The organism is Shewanella pealeana ATCC 700345 (assembly GCF_000018285.1).
Lineage (GTDB): Bacteria > Pseudomonadota > Gammaproteobacteria > Enterobacterales > Shewanellaceae > Shewanella > Shewanella pealeana.
Genome location: NC_009901.1, coordinates 3,584,179 through 3,603,355, shown reverse-complemented (window position 1 = coordinate 3,603,355; position 19,177 = coordinate 3,584,179). Strand labels below are relative to the sequence as shown.

The 19,177-nt window shown below is 44.7% G+C and carries 15 protein-coding genes; 7 read left to right on the top strand and 8 right to left on the bottom strand.

Going from position 1 to position 19,177, the window contains the following annotated elements; all coding sequences use genetic code 11:
• The first annotated feature begins 194 nt into the window (after positions 1 to 194).
• Entirely contained in the window at positions 195 to 965 is a 771-nt protein-coding gene (locus SPEA_RS15525; protein ID WP_012156163.1) for an ABC transporter permease, read from the top strand.
• Positions 966 to 1,061: 96 nt separating this feature from the next.
• On the opposite strand, the gene SPEA_RS15520 is transcribed toward SPEA_RS15525, so the two are convergent.
• Positions 1,062 to 1,289, bottom strand: a complete 228-nt coding sequence (locus SPEA_RS15520) for a hypothetical protein (RefSeq protein ID WP_012156162.1) — start codon at positions 1,287 to 1,289, stop codon at positions 1,062 to 1,064.
• Positions 1,290 to 1,512: 223 nt separating this feature from the next.
• Here SPEA_RS15520 and rsmS point away from each other — a divergent pair, with 223 nt between their 5' ends.
• From rsmS to SPEA_RS15505, 3 genes are all read left to right on the top strand, one after another.
• Positions 1,513 to 1,674 (top strand): pleiotropic regulatory protein RsmS, encoded by a 162-nt coding sequence (gene rsmS / locus SPEA_RS15515; protein ID WP_012156161.1) that lies wholly within the window; start codon positions 1,513 to 1,515, stop codon positions 1,672 to 1,674.
• A gap of 106 nt (positions 1,675 to 1,780) precedes the next feature.
• Positions 1,781 to 2,509 (top strand): DUF599 domain-containing protein, encoded by a 729-nt coding sequence (locus SPEA_RS15510; protein ID WP_041411028.1) that lies wholly within the window; start codon positions 1,781 to 1,783, stop codon positions 2,507 to 2,509.
• A gap of 87 nt (positions 2,510 to 2,596) precedes the next feature.
• Positions 2,597 to 3,976, top strand: a complete 1,380-nt coding sequence (locus SPEA_RS15505) for a leucine-rich repeat-containing protein kinase family protein (RefSeq protein ID WP_012156159.1) — start codon at positions 2,597 to 2,599, stop codon at positions 3,974 to 3,976.
• A 110-nt stretch (positions 3,977 to 4,086) separates the two neighbouring features.
• On the opposite strand, the gene SPEA_RS15500 is transcribed toward SPEA_RS15505, so the two are convergent.
• The 6 genes from SPEA_RS15500 to SPEA_RS15475 form a co-directional block, all read right to left on the bottom strand.
• Entirely contained in the window at positions 4,087 to 5,487 is a 1,401-nt protein-coding gene (locus tag SPEA_RS15500; protein WP_012156158.1) for a DUF3300 domain-containing protein, read from the bottom strand.
• Positions 5,488 to 5,596: 109 nt separating this feature from the next.
• A complete protein-coding gene (locus SPEA_RS15495) occupies positions 5,597 to 7,150 on the bottom strand; it encodes an ATP-binding protein (RefSeq protein WP_012156157.1) in 1,554 nt (517 codons plus the stop codon).
• On the bottom strand, positions 7,134 to 7,823 hold the full coding sequence (locus SPEA_RS15490; RefSeq protein WP_012156156.1) for a response regulator transcription factor: 690 nt from the start codon (positions 7,821 to 7,823) through the stop codon (positions 7,134 to 7,136). Before SPEA_RS15490 ends, SPEA_RS15495 begins: the two co-directional genes overlap by 17 nt.
• Positions 7,824 to 7,939: 116 nt before the next feature.
• Positions 7,940 to 8,266: a PepSY domain-containing protein gene (locus SPEA_RS15485; protein ID WP_012156155.1), complete on the bottom strand. Its 327-nt coding sequence runs from the start codon at positions 8,264 to 8,266 to the stop codon at positions 7,940 to 7,942.
• A 293-nt stretch (positions 8,267 to 8,559) separates the two neighbouring features.
• A complete protein-coding gene (locus tag SPEA_RS15480; protein ID WP_012156154.1) occupies positions 8,560 to 9,597 on the bottom strand; it encodes a transposase in 1,038 nt (345 codons plus the stop codon).
• Between the two features lie 324 nt (positions 9,598 to 9,921).
• Entirely contained in the window at positions 9,922 to 10,413 is a 492-nt protein-coding gene (locus tag SPEA_RS15475) for a hypothetical protein (RefSeq protein ID WP_041411026.1), read from the bottom strand.
• 423 nt (positions 10,414 to 10,836) lie between these two features.
• Between SPEA_RS15475 and SPEA_RS15470 the strand changes: the two genes are divergently transcribed.
• The 3 genes from SPEA_RS15470 to SPEA_RS15460 all read left to right on the top strand — a co-directional run bounded on the left by SPEA_RS15470 (position 10,837) and on the right by SPEA_RS15460 (position 16,738).
• On the top strand, positions 10,837 to 11,874 hold the full coding sequence (locus SPEA_RS15470) for an IS110-like element ISSpe4 family transposase (RefSeq protein WP_012154898.1): 1,038 nt from the start codon (positions 10,837 to 10,839) through the stop codon (positions 11,872 to 11,874).
• A 1,016-nt stretch (positions 11,875 to 12,890) separates the two neighbouring features.
• The gene (locus tag SPEA_RS15465; protein WP_012156153.1) at positions 12,891 to 13,832 is read left to right on the top strand and encodes a choice-of-anchor H family protein; all 942 of its coding nucleotides are present in this window, start codon (positions 12,891 to 12,893) and stop codon (positions 13,830 to 13,832) included.
• Positions 13,833 to 14,305: 473 nt separating this feature from the next.
• On the top strand, positions 14,306 to 16,738 hold the full coding sequence (locus SPEA_RS15460; RefSeq protein ID WP_012156152.1) for a TonB-dependent receptor: 2,433 nt from the start codon (positions 14,306 to 14,308) through the stop codon (positions 16,736 to 16,738).
• Positions 16,739 to 16,822: 84 nt separating this feature from the next.
• On the opposite strand, the gene SPEA_RS15455 is transcribed toward SPEA_RS15460, so the two are convergent.
• Positions 16,823 to 19,090 (bottom strand): TonB-dependent hemoglobin/transferrin/lactoferrin family receptor, encoded by a 2,268-nt coding sequence (locus SPEA_RS15455; protein ID WP_012156151.1) that lies wholly within the window; start codon positions 19,088 to 19,090, stop codon positions 16,823 to 16,825.
• Positions 19,091 to 19,177 lie beyond the last annotated feature (87 nt).

The following is a 19,177-nucleotide window of genomic DNA, read 5'->3' as shown; positions in this document are numbered from 1 at the left end:
TAAAATAGCAAAAAGTGATCAGAGTCTAACAAGGCAAAATATGAATTCATTAGATATTGATCAAGTTTTTCTCAATAGGTGAATTTTTAGTGAGGCTAATATAGAGATAAATATCAGCGAGTGCGCCGCTACCGCACAGCTCATAGTTTGGTTATATTAGGCCACTGGTTTTGTTGTTTAAGAGATAAATATAAATGGATATAGGTTGGCTGCAGTTAGGCCTATTTATGCTGGTGCTACTGATCCCTATGGCAATTGGGCGATATTTTCAATTAGGCCTAAGCCGCGATATGACATGGGCGGTTATACGCATGACGGCACAGCTGATCTTGGTTGGTCTCTACCTGCAATACCTATTCTTGCTCGATAACCTCTGGGTCAATCTTGGGTGGTTACTGGTGATGTTACTGGTAGGTTCGAGCGCCATTATTAGTAAGGCTAAATTACCTAAAAGATTACTCTATTCGCCAGTATTTTTTGGCTTAGCATTGGGAATGTTTCCGGTGCTTTGGCTGATGATGGTTTATCTATTGTCACCTGAGCCGCTTTATACCGCGCAGTATTTAATTCCTACGGCGGGCATGCTGTTGGGTAATTGTTTGAGCGGCAACATTGTTGCACTGCAGCGGCTATTTGGTGCCTTTAATGATAGAAAGTCTGAGTATCAAGGTGCGCTGGCACTAGGGGCTTCTCCGGCTCAGGCGAGCTTACCCTTTATGCAAACGGCAATGCAGCAATCTTTCGCACCTATTCTAGCCTCTATGGCCACCATGGGCTTAGTCACCTTGCCTGGCATGATGACCGGACAGATTTTAGGCGGCGTGGATCCGCTTATTGCCATTAAGTATCAACTGGTGATCTCGGTGGCTATTTTCGTTACTTTATCTATATCGGTATCAACCACACTGGTGCTTTGCATACGCTGCGCGATTACAGACACTGGACGAGTGAGAGTTAGCCTTTGAAGGGCTAGTAAGTCGCAGAAAGCAAAAATGGCTGTACAGCATAGGCTGACAGCCATTTTTATTCGACTATTTTTTATTGAGAGAAGCTGATGTGCTTTAAAGCACCAGTTCCATATCTAACTCAATATCGGTGCAGCCTTTCTTGCAGCAGATCCCAGAAACACTATCTTGTTGTCCTTTTACAGGCAATTTCATCTCAAGCGCTTGATTGCACACTGGGCACAGAACAGTGTTACCTTTAAAAACTCTTTTTATGAGGTTTTTCTGTTCATTAAAAGATTTTGCTGTGGTGTCATTGATCACCGAGAAATCCATTTTTGCCATAAATAATTTTTGCCTTTGTAATGTCTATCCACAATATTGATTGCGTCTTCTAAGGCCGAGTATATCTAGGCTTGCAGCGGTAATAAAGCCTTAGTGTTATGAATAGCAATTAAGGGAGATTATTTGAGTTTGCTCTAGCCCTAGCCGTTTCTTAATTGAGATGCCTAAAGGCTCTGAGTATACTTAGCCACCCTTTTATCCTTAAAATTAGAGTTAACTAAATATGAGTGACCGCACGCCAGCAAGTGAGTTAGATACGGCCCCTGAAGAGGTGAAACTTGCAGTGGATCTTATCTTTTTGTTAGAGAGTCATCAGATTGAGCCTAGTGTTGCCTTAGCTGCGCTTGAAATCGTTAAAATGGATCTAGAGGCAAAGCTGACTTAATAACACTAGGCTTATTTTTGTATTTGATTAACCTATAAATCTACAGACTGGAAATAGCCAGTTGTTAGAACTGATTTTGACTCGTTTATCCTCGATGGACTCATGCATGACTATTTCGTTACTCGACCTTTTTGCGCCATTTTGTTTTATTACTTGCTGGGTCGGCTATGCCTATTTTGCTAAGCGTAAAGCCAAAGACACTAACTGCATCGCTCGCTGTTTACATAAGCACCGCATCAACTGGATGTATGAATTATTAGGCCGTGAGGTACGAGTCGGTGATGCCGCCTTGCTTGCTAATCTTGAGCGCAATATTGCCTTTTTCGCATCGACTACCATGTTTGTGCTTGCGGGTGTGTTAACCCTGTTTGCTCAGGCCGAACGTCTCGAAACTGTGATAGCAACCATTCCTTATGCTGCCAACCCGAATCACGCGTTAGTTCAAGTTAAGCTAGGCATGCTGACATTTATTTTTGTGATGGCATTTTTCCAGTTCACTTGGTCGATGCGCCAATATGGCTTCTTAAATGTGATGGTGGGAGCTGCACCTGTCGATAAAACTGGCTCTAATGACAACCTACTTCGCTATGCTGAGCAGATGGCGGTGGTGCAAGATCAGGCGGCTCACTCTTATAATTACGGTTTGCGTTGTTACTACTTTGCCATGGCGGCACTGTGTTGGTTTTACCATCCATTTGTCTTGATTATTGCCAGTGTTTTTGTGGTGTACACACTCTATCGACGCGAGTTTAAATCTAAGGCCGTGGTGGCGATTACTAGAGGCCAGGAGCTGCTAAAGATTGAAAGGGCCAATAAGTTTAAGTTGGATGATTAATCTCTAACTTTTGAATTTTCCGCGACGATAGCCTTTGAATCGTATAATATTGCGCGCTGTTTTTCATCGGCATTTAGGATTAAGATTTTGCACACCATCGAGCAGTTAAAATCGGGGCAGTTAAAAGGAATTAAACGCGTACAGATTGCTGAAGGCTTAACGCAGTTTCCACAAGAAATTTTCTCTCTAGCCGATAGCTTGGAAGTACTGGATCTATCAGGCAATAAACTGAGTGAGTTACCAGATAATCTAAGTGATTTGCATCAGTTAAAGATCCTGTTCCTCACCGAAAATTGTTTTGAATCTGTTCCGTTAGTGCTTGCACAGTGCCCTAAGCTTGAAATGATCAGCTTTAAGTCGAACAACTTAACGCAACTTCCTGAAAAAGCACTGCCCGATAATACCCGCTGGTTAATTCTAACGGATAATAAGCTTGCCTCTTTGCCTGAAGATATGGGCAGGTTGCATCGACTGCAAAAGCTTGCATTAGCGGGTAATAAGCTCACTTGCTTACCCGAGGGTATGGCTAAGTGTACTAACTTAGAATTAGCTCGCTTATCGGCAAATGACTTTGACTCATTGCCAGATTGGTTATTTCAGCTACCACGCCTGAGCTGGTTAGCAGTTGATGGCAGTCCACTTATATCGCAGCAAGACTCAACCGCAGAAGCTGGTGTAGAGCTTATCTCTATGCCAAGAGTGGGTCTTGACGATATCGAGCTGCAAGAAGTCATTGGTCAAGGTGCATCGGGTGTGATTTACCGCGCTAAATGGGTTAACCAACCTCTTGAGTTGATGACAACGCCTGTCTATATTGCAGTCAAAATATTTAAGGGGGAGGTCACCAGTGACGGTTACCCAAAAGATGAATTGGCTAATTGTTTGCAAGCTGGGCAACACAGTAATCTGATCAAGGTTGTTGCAGAGCTTAAGCAAGCGGATAAAACGGGACTCGTGATGGAGCTTATTCCGAGTCACTACCAAAACTTAGGTCTGCCACCGTCACTAGAGACTTGTACTCGAGATACCTTCGCCAATGAGTCTGTGTTTGAGCTTAAAGCAATACTGCTTATCTTGAAACAGATGGCGTCGGGTCTTGCTCATCTACATCAAAATCAAATCAGTCATGGCGATATCTACGCTCATAACACCATGTTCAATACCCATGCTGAGATCCTATTTGGCGACTTTGGTGCTGCAACCAACTTAAGCCAGTTACCTATGCAGCAAAGAGAGGCTATGGAGGCAATAGAAGTGCGAGCTTTAGGTTGCTTAATAGAGGATTTAGTCGAGCATTGTCTGCAAAATCCAATGCAAGTAAACCAAGTGATGCTTACTGAGTTATTGCAGTTGAAAGAGGCATGTTTACAGCCAAGTTTGGGATTACGCCCACGCTTTAAAGAGGTACATGTGCTGTTACAGCAAATGAGTGAGCAGCTCGATTCTGAAGCTTGTTTAAGTGCTTAGAGTTAGTGCTTAGAGTTAGCGCTTAGAGATTGCTTAGCATTAAACATAAAAACGCCGTCAATTGACGGCGTTTTTGTTTGAACAGTTTGATAGATTTGCTCCGTCTTTGGCTAATCTTTCCTTGGTTTGTGTTGACCATTGCTACGAGGCGTTTGGGCTCGTGGCGAAGGGTTGCGGCTTGCTTGGCTCCTAGCTGTTTGCTGTGGCTTAGTGCTATGACGAGGCGGGCTTTGATGCTTCTGCCTGTTGCTGTAGTTTTTATTGGCTTTAGGTTGGCTGTTTTGTTTATGATGCGGTTTTGAGCTTGAATCGAGCTTGCTGCGCACCTGCTGCTCACGTTTGTGATTGATTTGCTGGTGAGTCTGCATCTGACTTTTAGTCCGATCATAACCTTTACTGAGCTCATGGCTTTTAATGCGCTCATGGCTGTTAACTCGCATTTGACCTTTAATTCGTTCATGGCTCTTAATATGCTCAGGGCTCTTTACCCGCTCATGACTCTTAGCTCGCTCATGACTCTTAGCTCGCTGAGGGCTCTTTATCCGCTCAAGGCTGTTGTTACGGTTAATATGTTTGCGCTCGTTGTGGCGCAGCGCCTTGCTTTGGGCACGACTTGGGTGATGACTGTTATACTTGTGTCGTAACGCATTGTTACTGTATGCCACGCCGCGTCTATGTTGAGGCTTATGGGTCCAGCGTTTTGCACCATGACTGGTTACGATACGGCCGCGATGACGATATTTATGTGAGTTATGGTGATGCACAACCACCACATGACGCTTATGCCAATGGAACGCGCTGAAGTAATAGTTAAAGCTGATGTGCACCCCTGCGCGCCAATAAAAATGGCCATAGCTAGGTCTTACGTATCCGGGGTAAACCGCCCAATAGATTGGTGGGTAGTTATACCAACGCCAATAGCCGTAAACGGTGCGCGGGTCGTAGTAGGGCACATAGACAATCTCTTTTCTAACAGGCTCGATCACTATCTGATTACTGACGCGAGTGACCTGCATATTCTCCATCTGCTGTAAACTATTGGCATTATCCGCTTCTTGTCGCAGCATTTGAATGCTGGCTAACACTTGCGCTTCATCTTGCAAGAAGGCATCACCTAGAGATTGGGTCCAATTGAGATCCTCACTGAGTTTTTGTAGCACATTTGGAAAGGCTATCAGCGCCACCACACTGGGATCCCAGTCTTTATCTTCTGCCTTGTCTATCTGCTTTTGGGTTGATAAGTGTTGTTTACTCTGTTGCCAGCGATGGGCCTGAACCACTTCCAGTGGATAAGTGGCTGCAATGAGGATATGCGTCAGTAAACTATCTGGGTAGAGTGCGATAGGTGCCAGCATTTGTGCCAATTGCCCTTCGCTGTACTGACTCCCACTAAATGCAGAGTTTTTTTGATCGTAATCCTGTGCATTGGCAAAGCTGGTGGCAATCATCAAAGGTATTGCCATGACCAATGCGCCGATCCATGAGCAACAGTATTTTTTAAGTCTGTTCATGTGAAATCCTGACCTTTGTATACGTTAACATCAGTATAAAAAAGCCAAGATGAACATAAGCTGAAAGCTAAAAAACAGCTAGATTAGCGCCGTGAGATTAAGTGTTAGATCAGGTGTTAAAGCGCAGTTCGAACTTTGCTCCCCCCAGTTTAACCGAGCGACTAACCTGCAGTTGCCCTTGATAACTGTCAACGAGATCGCGAACGATTGCCAAACCTATGCCGTGGCCGGTTTGGTAGGAGTCGGCTCGAATTCCCCGCTCAAAAATCTGAGAGTGCAGGCTCTCGTCGATGCCTTTACCGTCATCTTCGATACTGATAACTAAACTCGCACCGGCGCTTTTAACGCTTAATAACACTTGGCTGACAGCAGCCTTACAGGCATTGTCCAGCAGATTACCTAAGATCTCGGTTAAATCGCTGGCATCACCTTTAAAGACGGCGTGCCTGTCGACCTCTTCAGTGATAGTGATGGGAGGCTGGCAGTAAATTTTGGGCAGGTTACGCACCAGCTTATCTGACACTTCCACTACCTCAACGCCTAAGTGCCACGCCGACCCCGCCGCCGTCTGCGCTCGTTTGAGCTGGTGGCCGATAATGCGATTGATATGGCTGACCTGCTCAAATGATTGTGGACTTAAATCTTTCTGACTTTGAATAACAGCCAAAGGTGTTTTAAGGCTATGGGCTAAATCTGCGAGCGCATTACGATAGCGCTTACGCTGATTTTGCTCGGTATTGAGCAAGGTATTGAGCTGCTTGGCAACGGCGCTCAGTTCGGTGGGATAATTATCCGCTAGCTGATCGGCTTTACCGTTTTCAATTGCTGCTAATTCACGCTGCAGGCGAGTGAGGGGTTTGAGTGTCCACCACAGCCATAATATTTGGATTGTGAGAAGGGCAATCATCAAGATCATTAACCAACGCCACAGGTGCTGATTAAACTCCTTAACCTGCTGCAGATAGTCGCTCTGATCTTTAATGATATAGACAGTGATAGGAAAACGACTGGTTTTTTCATCTGTTCCATCAGCCCCTGTGTGTTGCGTTTCAAAGCTGACACTAAAGCCATAGACCAAGTGGGGTTCACCGTTAAGGATAATTTCGCTGAATTCTCCCTGACCCTTTTCTGGTTGGGGAAACACCGGGTCAGTATGAACCGCAGTGGTGATTGCCGAAGTGAGGTCGATGCCAAGCAATGAATTGGAGCGCCAAGCGACCTTTCTGCCGTCAGCGGTTTGCTCAGCCATTATCGTCTCATCTTTGGACTCGTCTGTGTCTGGCCCAACAAATTTAGCATCGAAGTTAGTTCCTTGCTTGTCCTCACTGGTTTTGGGCGGCTGTTGCTGATTGGGGACGGTAATCAAGGCGTACAGGCCAGACTGGATCACATTAAATTGGTTTTCTAATAATACCTCGGGCATAAACACTTGCTGATTGTCGACTTCAGTCACCGCCAAGATGGAGTAAACGTAGGCTTTAAGCTCTTTGAGCGAGGCACTTTTAACCTGCAATTTAAAGGCATCGTTAAGGGTGAGTCCCACGATGGGCAGCAAGACCAAGATCAACAACATGGCACTGACGATGAGGCGTGCCTTTAACGAGTGTAATAATCTGGGTAAGTGCTTAAGGCGAATCATCAACGGGTTATTTCTTAGCATCATTATCGAGTGAGACAAGACGGTAACCTTGACCTCTAAGAGTTTCGATAAGGCCGAGTTGATTATCTGGGTCGAGTTTTTTGCGTAAGCGTCTGATAAACACCTCAATCACGTTGGAGTCCAAATCAAAATCTTGATCGTAGATGTGTTCTGTTAGCACGGTTTTCGATTTCACCTCGCCGATATGCAGCATAAAGTACTCAAATAACTTGTACTCTGAGCCACTCAAGGTGATGGTTTCACCAGACTTGGTGATCTCTAAACTGCTGGTGTTTAGGCTAAAAGGCCCATTGCTAACAATTGGGCTCGCCTTACCGGCAGAGCGGCGGATCAAGGCTTTTAATCTGGCGACCAATTCCTCAGGATGAAAGGGTTTCGTGAGGTAATCATCGGCGCCGGCGTCTAGTCCTTCGACCTTATCTTGCCAGCTATCACGGGCAGTCAAAATGAGAATAGGAAAGCCGATATCGAGCGCTCTAAGCTCTTTAATGAGGGCGATGCCATCAAGCTTGGGTAAGCCAACATCGATAATCGCCGCATCGTAATTGTATTCACGGCCCTGAAACAGGCCTATTTCGCCATCATCTGCAGTGTCGACGGTATAATTGGCCTCGATAAGGTGCTGTTTGAGGTTAGATTGCAGTTCTAAATCATCTTCAACTAATAACAATCTCATGCTTAAGCCCTCGTTATTGGATGTTGGTAAGGCGCGTTCAGTTATTCTGAACTGGTGTTGTTTCTAAGTCAGCGCTTATGCTTATTTATGCCTATTAAGGCCGCTGGTTTTGGCTATTAATTACGAGAAACACGGCCTGTTTTGGCATCGACATTGACATAAAAAACCACGCCGTCATTGGATAGCAGCTTTACGCTATAACCGGGATTGCCATTAACTCGACTAGATTGAACCTTCAGCACCTTGCCGCGATACTGCCTCTTTGCCAGCTGTACAGCTTGCTCTTTGCTGCGAACCTTTAATTTCTGTTTCTGCTGCTGGTTATTATTGGCCTTCATAGCGACCGACATCATAGATGTAACGGCATGCACAGTACTCGCCGCAGCAGGCTGTGCAGTAAATAGTGAGGCTGAGAGCAATATAAGAAATAAAGCAGTTTTCATTAAAGGTACCAAAGGGTTGAGATACAGCCAGTTTAAAAGATCCTATTCGATTAGTCATTATCTGCCTATGCCAAGTTGGGGGGCGTATCCCACGCTTCAAGAATACACCGCTTTAGATATACATAAGGTTAGATGAACACTGGCTGAATATGGCTAGTTCGGTTGTAGGTTGTTACGGAATTAGCTTTATGAGGGATGAGTCCTAATCATGTAGCGTTGATTATAAGAAGCGTTTTGGCTTACTTAGCCCCCTAATGGAATCGACATCATTGATATCGTTTTGCCTACGTGATTTAGGGAGATGGGTGCAATGCATCGCTATAGGATTTGCCTTTACACCATTTTCCATGTTGATGTTGTTTTTTAAACTCACACATAGCCTCCCAACGACCACTAGCGCCACTGTATTGGCGCCTAAATGATTTGGAAGACGTTATCCATGCATCAGCGGATATGCCAAGTTCATTAAGCAATTTGGGCTGGCTTGAATCGATATAGCCTGTTTTATCTGGTCTGATTGCTCTGCCAGTCCAGTCGATAAGCTCCAGATAGTCAGAGAAGTGAAACGGAATACCTGATTGAGCCTCTGATTCAGTGGCAAGGTGGCTTGAACCATCAAGTTGGACAAGGGATTTTAATGGCTCCTCAGTTGAGCGCTCCGAGAGGGTTATTGTTGATTTATAACTAGTTGTTTTAAGCTCAACAATCCGCTCTTGAATTGAAGTAAAGTCTGAGGCTTGTAGTGTATCGGCAATTCCTGCTCTGATAGGATTTAAATCCACATACATCATGCAAGCTAACAGTGCTTGTTCATCAAGTAGCGCCTGAGATTTGAAGCGTCCCTCCCAGAAAGCCCCTTTACACTCATCTTCGCGATTAGCCCTGCGGGCAATATCTTCATTAAGGCACCGCATAAACCAAGAGATACTCGATAAACGTTCATTCCACTCAGTAAGTAAACCATCGAGGAGCATACGTTCACCTTCAATCAAGGTGTCGCCATTCAAATATTTAGTTGCGACTTCATGCCCCTTAGTGACCTGATTCCATCGGGTAATGATGTCGTGGTTCGTCAGGGACTTAGACTTATCGATGTCAATCTTAAGGACTAAATGATAGTGATTATTCATGACTGCATAGGCGCAGATATCGATACAGAATATGTTTGAAAGCGCTTTGATTTTATCGACAATCCAACCGCGTCTATGCTCAAAACTTTTACCTGTAAGTTCATCATTACCGCAGAGATAAGCTCTTCTTACGCAACGGTTTATGATGTGATAGAAAGGCGTTGTTTCAGCATCGATGAGAGTTCTTCTAGCTGAGGTCATGATCCCCCCTTAATTACACTATCGAATCAGGTAATTAAAAGCCTAGTATAGGATAGACTAAATCGCAAAAAGATATGGCTGTCCTATCTTTTACGAAAGCTATGCCCACATCCGTGTGGGCATTACGACTATTTCTTCAACTTATTTCGGCAACTTCGATGGGGAAAGGGGGTTTTCTGCAGGCCTAAACGCGCTACTAGGTTTTGAGTTATGACTAAAGCTCTAGCTCGTTTTTAGAGAGAATCATTTTAGAGCTAAAACTCTGGAAATGACTATCGGCATCAGCGAAAGTAATGCAACCAGATATGCGGTTGCAGCCACTTGTTATATTTGCGGGGTACTATTACTATTTTCGTTCGGTGCACAATTTGTGGCTGGCTCAAGTTGTATAGAGCCTTGCACAACCCACTTCATTTTATCATTTTCATCTTTTATCAGTTGTAATTCGGCATTTTCACCAGATAATTCAATTTGAACACTGCGTCGTCTAATCTCTTTCGCACCTCCTTTAGCCATAATTCCAGGTGTATTACTTGGCTTAAAATAGAAAACATGGATTTTTTTATTTGCAGGAAGGTGCATAGTTGTTCCAGCGCTGCTAACCATAGTGCGCCCTAGATAATGTTTAGCAAGGGGGCCATCTTTGTAGCTGGGACAACCCTCTGATGCATCGTAGAAATTAAACCTAGCCTTGGAATCTTCGTATTCTTTACTTTTCAGGTTTAAATCAACACCCTCTGAAAACTTTTGTGAAGCGCAGCCTGAGGATACAGATAAAACGGTTGCTATAATTAGGTAGGTGAATATTTTATTCATAATTTTCCTTTTAAATATAACAACTTATTATCCAGTGTCTTGGATAAATCCCTGCGCTTTATTAGTTTACATCAAAGCTAGCAACGTAACTCATTGATGTAAAGCCGTTAGTTTTACTAGTATTAACAAAATTTGAATTTACCATCCCCGCAAAGTAATGCAGAACATTTATCGGGTCTCTTGTTAGATTAAAGCGGAAACCTAACTGTATGATAAGCAATTGTTATTTAATATGTTATAAAATTATCGATGCAACTATTTCACTTTCTAGCCTCGATAAATCTGTCTGATTCATCAAGACCATTATACCTGTACAAGATTACCTTAAATAAACGCACCTAGTATCCCGTGTAGATAATTGGACTCCCCACTCTTTAATTCGTTACGGTATAAGTCAATTCTCACGAGATTTCGGAGTTTAAAATGAAAGGTACGATTGTTGGCGTTGATCTGGCTAAAAATGTAATTCAAGTTTGTGTCTTCACAAATAACAAGGTGCACTCAAATACTGAAATGACACCGAATGAATTTATCGACTGGCTGGCTAACTTTGCCACCGTAACCATCGTGTTCGAAGCTTGTGGAATGTCTAATTACTGGAAACAAAAAGCAATGACGTTTGGCCATGAGGCTAAGTTAATTTCAGCAAAGTTAGTCTCAGCTGTCAGGCAAAATCAAAAAACAGACAAAAATGATGCTTTAGCGATTGTTCAGGCGGCACTCTTGCCCGAGGTCAACTTCATCACGGGTAAATCAGTCGAGCAGCAGCAACTGCAATCTATTATGAGACTACGAGAGCTGGCTATTAAACAAAAAACGGCGATGACTAACCAGCTCACTTCATTATTAGCAGAGTTTAATCTGATGACGTCAACCAAACATGGCGGCTTACGCGGTGTGATTGAATCAACGTTAGAAGACGCTGAAAATGATTTTTCTTCTGAGTTTCGTAACGCTCTTGCGGCGGCCTGGCAACAGTATTTAGCTGTCGTCACATCTATAGCAACTTATGACCAGTGCTTGGAAAAGTCACTTAACACTCATCCTGAGGCTAAAAAACTATTAAAAATTGAAGGGGTGGGTACTCTCAATGCTATTAATCTTTATATCGCATTAGGTTGCGCTGATATTGGTGTTGTTTCCACAGGAAAAGATGCATCTGCCTGTATTGGATTAACGCCGATTCAATATTCTTCAGGTGGAAAGGCCAAACTGGGGTCCATAGGAAAACACGTTAAGAATAGCATTCTCAGAAGCCAGTTAATCACAGGTGCGTTGTCAGCGGTTAGTCAAATGGTCAAAAGAGAACCCAAAACGACGAAGGAGCGCTGGGTTCAGGCTTTGGTTGAGCGACGGGGTAAGAAATGCGCCGCGGTGGCGTTAGCCAATAAGACGGTCAGAACTGCCTATGCCATGCTTACACAGGGTACAGAATATAAAGCAGAGTTAATTTCAGCGTAAAAGCGTTCAAACAACAAAAATGCACAATCGAAGATTAAAATCAGCCAGTTAAGGTAGCCCGTATCAAAGAGTCTTGAACTCGTCGTGTAGAATTATCAACTGGTTCGCGTAAATATCATAGAGCCTGAGTTCGCTACTCAATTGAGAGCTCGTACATAAGTTCGCATTTATTCTTTAAGAGTGCCTGTTTGTTGTTGACACAGGGGAGTCCACATAAGATACGGCTGCGGGCTTCGGTTTCAGGGTGAGGTATCTCAAAGAGATACTGTTCGAACGAGCGGCATGGATGCCGAACTGGCAGTTTAACAGGGAAGTTATTGGAAACCGCAGAGCGTATAGGGATACTTTCCGTTATAAAGAAGTACAGCGTCTCGCAGCAGTGTCTGCACATAAGGTCGTTCCTTCACATCCATGTGATCACGACATTCGGACATCCTGTCCAGCACCCGCTGCAGGCGATTGATAACCATGAAGCGAAAATGTAGAACACACTCCCCCGTAGCAACAAGCACAAAGATAAATGTAATAAGCCTTCATTCGAAGGCTGACTTACTTTGGGGCAAAACTAAGTTACGAGACTCACAGGAAACACCCATTCCCTATAGGAGTTGCCGAAGTACGTTGAAGACTCTTTATAAACAAGAGTACCGTGATACCCACACGGATGTGGGTATAGCTTTCGCGGGGCAGGCCGTTCTTTGGCATCCATGCCATCACGGCATTTGTGAATCCATTCACATCAGATGCCCCATCGGAAGCGTTAGGTTATTTCGAATAAGTACGAGGAAGACAACTTCGTCTGGGGCGCTGAGGGTTCGCTAAGGGGGACAAGCGCTTTCCCCCTTGGCTCGACTCTTGACTCGAGAAAGGGGCGAAGCGCCACGACTTTAGTCAGGCGTAGCCTGATGCTTTAAATCTCAGATATGGATGAAGCGCATCCGCTTCATAACGTTCAGCTTGTGTTCACACTCAGTGGACTCTAATGGCCTCATTAAGCATGAATTTTCGAGGTGAAGATGAACACAAACCAAACTCATACAACTCACATAACGAATACAAGTGAGCAAAAGTGGACCTTGGCGCAATTAGCGCGAGTTGCACTATTAATGCTGCCTATGACGCTAGTGCAGTCTGCCAGTGCCAGTTCGGATATGAGTATGCTTTCGCAGCCGCAAAGCACCTCGGTTGCACAAACTGTTTCCAGTGACGACCAAAGTTCTCAAGCCGCTCAAGACGGCAATACCTTATCTGAGCTGCAAATCAGCAAGCTCGAACTGCAGCGAGTTAAGCAAACGCAGTTACAGGCGATGCAGACAACAGGCACTACTAGCCCAGAGCCACTTACTCGAGAAAAACTGACCCGTGAGCAAATAGTCCAGTCCCATATCGACAAGGCGATGCAGGCGAATTTTGAGTTAGCCAAGAGCGGTTCGGTTAAGCAGTTTGCTAATGGCATTTATCGTGATTTTTATATCTACGATGCTTATAGCCGTTTATTTGTCGATAACGATTACGACGGCTTCTATCAGACCTTTAGCGTGACCTTCGACGCCGATGTAGAGGGTTATTATGCTAATGAGCGTGCAGACGTGTTTGCCGAGCTATACCTGAGTCGCAACGGTGGGCCCTGGGAGCATTACTACACCACAGATATCTTCAGGATTGTTGGTAATGCTACCGATGATGACTTTGAAGTGTTAACGACGCTGGAGTCTGGTTACCGAACCGATCATTACGATGTGCTCATCGATCTCTATGAGGTGGGCTATGGCGATATTGTGGCTACGGTAAGCTCAAATGATTTCGACAGCTTATATGCGCTGCCGCTGGAGAGCCGTGATAGAGACGATTACTACATTGAAGAGGATTACCATGGCGGTAGCGTGTCAATAGCTATGTTGTTAATGCTCCTTACGCTGCTATGTTACCGACACTCTAGTGCGTTGAAAAACAGGTAATTGCGATAAGTGTTTCACAGTCTAGCCTTTGCAAACTGAATGTCAGCGTAATATTTGAGTATCGATTGCCGTTCCCGTTAAGTTATTGGCTCGCTGAGTTTTGCCAAAAGGGAGCGGTGATGGGCAAATAGTTTTAAGTAGCAAGTGGCTCTAAGTAGGAAGTGGCTTTAAATAGAATGGCTGTAAATATAAGCGGCTTTAAATAGCTTGGATGAAGATTGAACACATTTGAGTTTGAATCATTTTGGCGTAAAACTTGAGGCTGATTTTTGCACAGCGCTTTTGTGATCTTCGTCACCTATCTCATTGGTTTTAAAGTATTACCTTTAAATTTACATTGTAAATCCCGAACAATAAAATCAAGCCAAAACAATCACAAACAAATCCCAGATGTATCAGTGCTGAAACAAGTGTTGAAAAGCTAATGATAATCGTTATCATCTCGCCGCATAATACTAAAGTGGGGTTATTTGATGAAACATTTCCGTTATTCGATGTTAGCAATTGCTTGTGCATCGACTTTTTTACCAACCAGTGTATACGCTGAAGTAACAGATACAGCACTCGATAATGTTGAGCGCATTACTGTCTATGGCCGCCAGAATCAGGTTGTCATGAATTCAGGTTTAGCGACTAAGTCCGATATGTCCTTAATGGAGACGCCTGCTGCGGTTGTGGTTGTGGATCAAGAGCTCATACAGGCTCAAGCTTTGACCAATCTACAAGATTTAGTGCGTAACATCAGTGGTGTGACTCAAGCGGGTAATAACTACGGCATTGGCGATAACCTAGTTATCCGCGGTTTAGGGGCAAACTACACCTATGATGGTATGTATGGCGGAGCGGGGCTTGGCAACACCTTTAACCCTACACGTTCGTTAACCAATGTCGAATCGGTCGAGGTGCTAAAAGGCCCGGCGACGGGGCTTTACGGTATGGGCAGTGCGGGTGGCGTGATTAACCTCATTGAGAAGAAGCCGCAATTTGAGTCTAAGCATGCGTTCACAGCAGAAGTCGGTCAATGGAATACTTATTCTTTAGAAGCCGACAGCACCGCGGCGATCACCGATGATTTAGCCTATCGCGTCGTCGCTAAAACGGCGCGTAGCGATGGTTACCGAGACATAGGCACCGACCGTGATGAGATCTACACCTCGCTTAAGTATGTGCTCGATGATAGCCAAGACCTGATGTTGTCGGCGAGCTATATCAAAGACGCCATTGCTGTGGACTCAATTGGTCATCCTATTCGCATTTTTAACTCAGCATCTGTTGGCGGTAAAACTGCAGGTGAAGTTAGCTGGGAAGATTTGATTAACGATCCGAACAACGCCGGCATTCAGCTAACAGAGGCCCAGCGTAAGCAGTTAGTGGACTCGTTAGCCTCAAATGATGGTTTAACTCCCTACGCATTTGGCAATGCAGGCATTATTTCACCGATGGCCAAGGATAATGAGGGCGAAGAGCTGCGTTTTAAGCTGACCCACAATATTTATTTCACCGATAACTTGTTTTTGAATCAACAATTGCAGTATCGCGATTACACCTCAGGCTTTGCTCGCCAAACGGGTGCCTATAACTATGTGTATTGGGACCGCCGAGGTGTGATTAATGCCGACCCTCGAGCACCACTTGTCGAAGATGGTGTGCTTTATCCCTATGCCGCTCGTCGTCAGGAGTATCGTAAAGTGGATGCCGATGAATCATCCTGGCAGTATTTTGCAGATCTTCGTTATGACTTCCAAATAGGCGATATTGATAATGAATTATTGATAAATGCCAACTATGAAGATAGAGACATCGCGTTCAAGCAATACTCCATCTACGATGCTGATAAAGTCATCAAGAATAAAGCCGGTGAGGTGATCTACCAAGGCAGCCTGCCGTACATTTATGATATCCGTAACCCTAATTGGGCGGAAGGTAGCTTCGAAGATCATGATCCGCTACTAACCAGCAACTACGACAAGAAAGTCAGTGCTTGGGGAGTGGGTGTACAGCATGTGGGGTACTTAGGTTATGGCTTTACTTCTCGCATTGGCGTGGCGTTTAATCAAATTAAGCAGACCTATGAGCACTTAGGCGTCGACTCTAGATACAGTGCCAGCCGCGCCCAACCAACACCAGAAGCCGATACCACTGATGATGGCATGACCTATAACTTAGGTTTGACTTACATGCCAACCGACGACTTGTCGTTTTTCGTTAATCACTCGAAAGGGCGCACAGCCTATAGCATTCTTGGCAGCATTGCCGGAAACGATACCGATAGAGATGACAGTGAATCGGTCAGTGATGACTTAGGGATGCGCTTTAAAGCTTTTGATGATCAAATGTTGACTTCAATTGTGTTGTTTAAGAGTTCACGTACTAATTTGCAATACACAAATGTGGATTATGAAGAGGGCGTGTCTGGGCCGAACGTAGCTAAGTATTTCTATAATGGCAGCGAAGAAACCACGGGTGTTGAGCTGGATATGAACGCTCACCTCAATGAGCAGTGGATGGTTAACGTTAATGCGGTTTATCAAGATGCCCGCGACAAGAAAGATCCTAATCGTTCTAGCTATGATACCCGCCAAAAAGGTGTTCCTTATGTCACGGCAAGTGCTTGGGTAACCTATGGGGCTGATTGGTTCTCACTATCCAGTCCAATTAACATCAGCCTTGGCGCCAAGTATGTTGACGACAGAAGTACTAACTCAACCTCATTTGGTATTCCAGACGGCTATGTGCCAAGTTATACCGTGCTAGATAGTGCGATTAGCTATGATGTTGACAGCTGGAAGCTGCAGTTGAATGTGAACAACTTATTCAATGAAGAGTATTACAGTAAGGCTATGTTCTTAGGCGGTATGCCGGGCGAAGAGCGCAATGCCAAGCTGACACTGACCTATCGTTTATAGATCCAGATTAAGCGTGATTTTAGCCGAATAAAAAATGCAGCCTAGGCTGCATTTTTTATTCGTGCTATATCATCAAGCTAAGTGCTAGAACTGATAGTTCACGCTCACGTTGAAGTAGCGACCCGGCTGGGTAAAGTCTTCTTTTTCTAAGTCCATACTCGCACCTAGTAAGAATACTGATTGGCCAGCCACATCGGCATAATCGATATACTCTTTATCGAACAGGTTATAAACACCCGCGCGTAGTTTCCAGTTATCATCAATACGTAAGCCAAAGGTCAGATCCATAACCGCATAACCCGCTGTTCCGTATACCTCATTAAACTGCTCTTTAGGAATACAGATCCCCATGGCACAAATATCATCCTCGGCTAATTCAATGTCATTAGTCCGGCTCATATCATCCGCCCAGCGCACTACTGCGGCAAAGTCTGCTTCCATATCGGCGATGTCGGTATACCAGTTAATACCCGCGTTACCCTTGAGTGGGCTGACACTGTTAAGGTAATCGCCATTTTCATCTTCACCATAGGTGTAAGAGATGTTACCCCATAACTCAATGCTATCGGTTAGCCAATGGTTAACCTGAGCTTCAGCGCCGTACAAGATCACTTCATCGCGGTTGTAGTACTGGTACTTAAACTCCATAGGCTTCATCACTGGGAAAAATACAGGAGGCTTATAGCTCACATACTGCCAGTCAATAAAGTCTTTGGCCTGAGTATAAAAGGCAGTTAGTTCATAATTTGTGTCGCTATGATTGCCACGAACGCCGATTTCCCAGGTATGAGATTGCTCAGACTCTAGATCATAGTTAGCCTGAATAAGCACATCTGTCATCGAACCTGCATCGACTTCAAGTTCACCCCATTTCTGATCCGGGGTTGGCATCTTGTAGCCATAAGCGTACTGACCATAGACACTTACAGAGTCTGATAACTGATAAACAAGGCCCAGCTTAGGTGACCAGAAGTTATCACTCATGCTCTGAAAATCTGCCGGATCTTTACCTGCATCTATAGCTTGTTGTTGATCTGGCGTGTTATCGAAATAGTCGTAACGTAGACCCGCGATTAGATTTAAATCACCATCAAGTAGAGTGACATCGTCCTGCACAAACACACCTAGGCGTTGGCTGTCGGTCGTGGCAAAGGTAAACGGTGTCGTCGTTTCGCCTGTAAGAGAGTTATTTACCGTACGGTGACGTGACATGGTGGAAAACTCATAGTCCAGACCATAGGTGATCTGATGACCATAGTTGTCGCCACCAACATATTTGCTAAAAGTACTATTAAGCCCGATACGTTGGTCTTCGAAGCTGTAATCTCGGACTTCGCTTAAACCGTAAACAGTGTTCGCCTTATTCCATTCGAAATAGTCTCTATGCTCTAACTGTTCGGTTTGGCCAAAGTAAGCAGTCACCGTTAGGGTGTCGTGCATTTGAGTTGGCTTGCTTGATACTAGCTGTAGCGCGCCGTTATTGACTTGAGTGTCACGGTCGGTATCGATATTTTCGTCCAGTTCACCGACCTTATCGAATTCGTATTGCCAGCGCTTTAGGGTCTGTTCTAGATAATCTAGGGTCAGCTGCACCGAGGTGTAGTCATTGAAATGGTATTTACTCTTGAACAGTACACTGTCTTGCACAAGATCACTGTCTGGCTGAGTGTCATAGTAATTAGGCTGTTCTTCACCTGTACGGTGCTGGTAGGTCAACAGGTTTTCAAATCCGCCATAGGCTGCCGCACTGGTAAAGCCCGCTGCATATTCGTCGTTGACGCCTGCATAGCCAGCATTTACCGACACATAATAGTCGTCACCCATTAGGTAGTCGCTGGCGTCTTTGGTACGCATCACGACCACGCCACCCAATGCATCAGAGCCATACATGGTCGATGCGGCGGCTTTAACGACTTCTACTTGCTTTAGGCTTTGCACTTCGGTAAGACCACGGCCTGTGCCTTCAGCGCCAGGACCTAGCGGTGAAGCATATTGGTTGTTAACGCGTACACCGTCTTTAACCATCATTACACGGTTACCACCGATACCACGAATGGTCACAGAGGTTGGTTTACCAGCCCCGCCTTTAACGGCAATAGCGGACTCATTTCTGAACAAGCTACCAAAGTCATTACTCATGCTTTTTTCAATGGCTTCTTCATCGATGACCATAATCGAGCCAGCAACCTGTTCAATTTCCTGTTCCATACGCGAACCAGAAATAACAATCACTTCGTGCATTTTAGCATTGGGTGCTTGCGGAGATTGAGAATCGATAGAGGCCTCTTGAGCCTGGGCATGGAGCACTGTGCTTACCGCGATAGCGAGCACACTAACTTTAAGCTTGTTCATTACGCACCTTAACTGATTAACCAAATGAGAATTATTCTCTTTTTTGACGCGCGATATCTTATACCCTAATTGAGGTAGGGTCTCGTT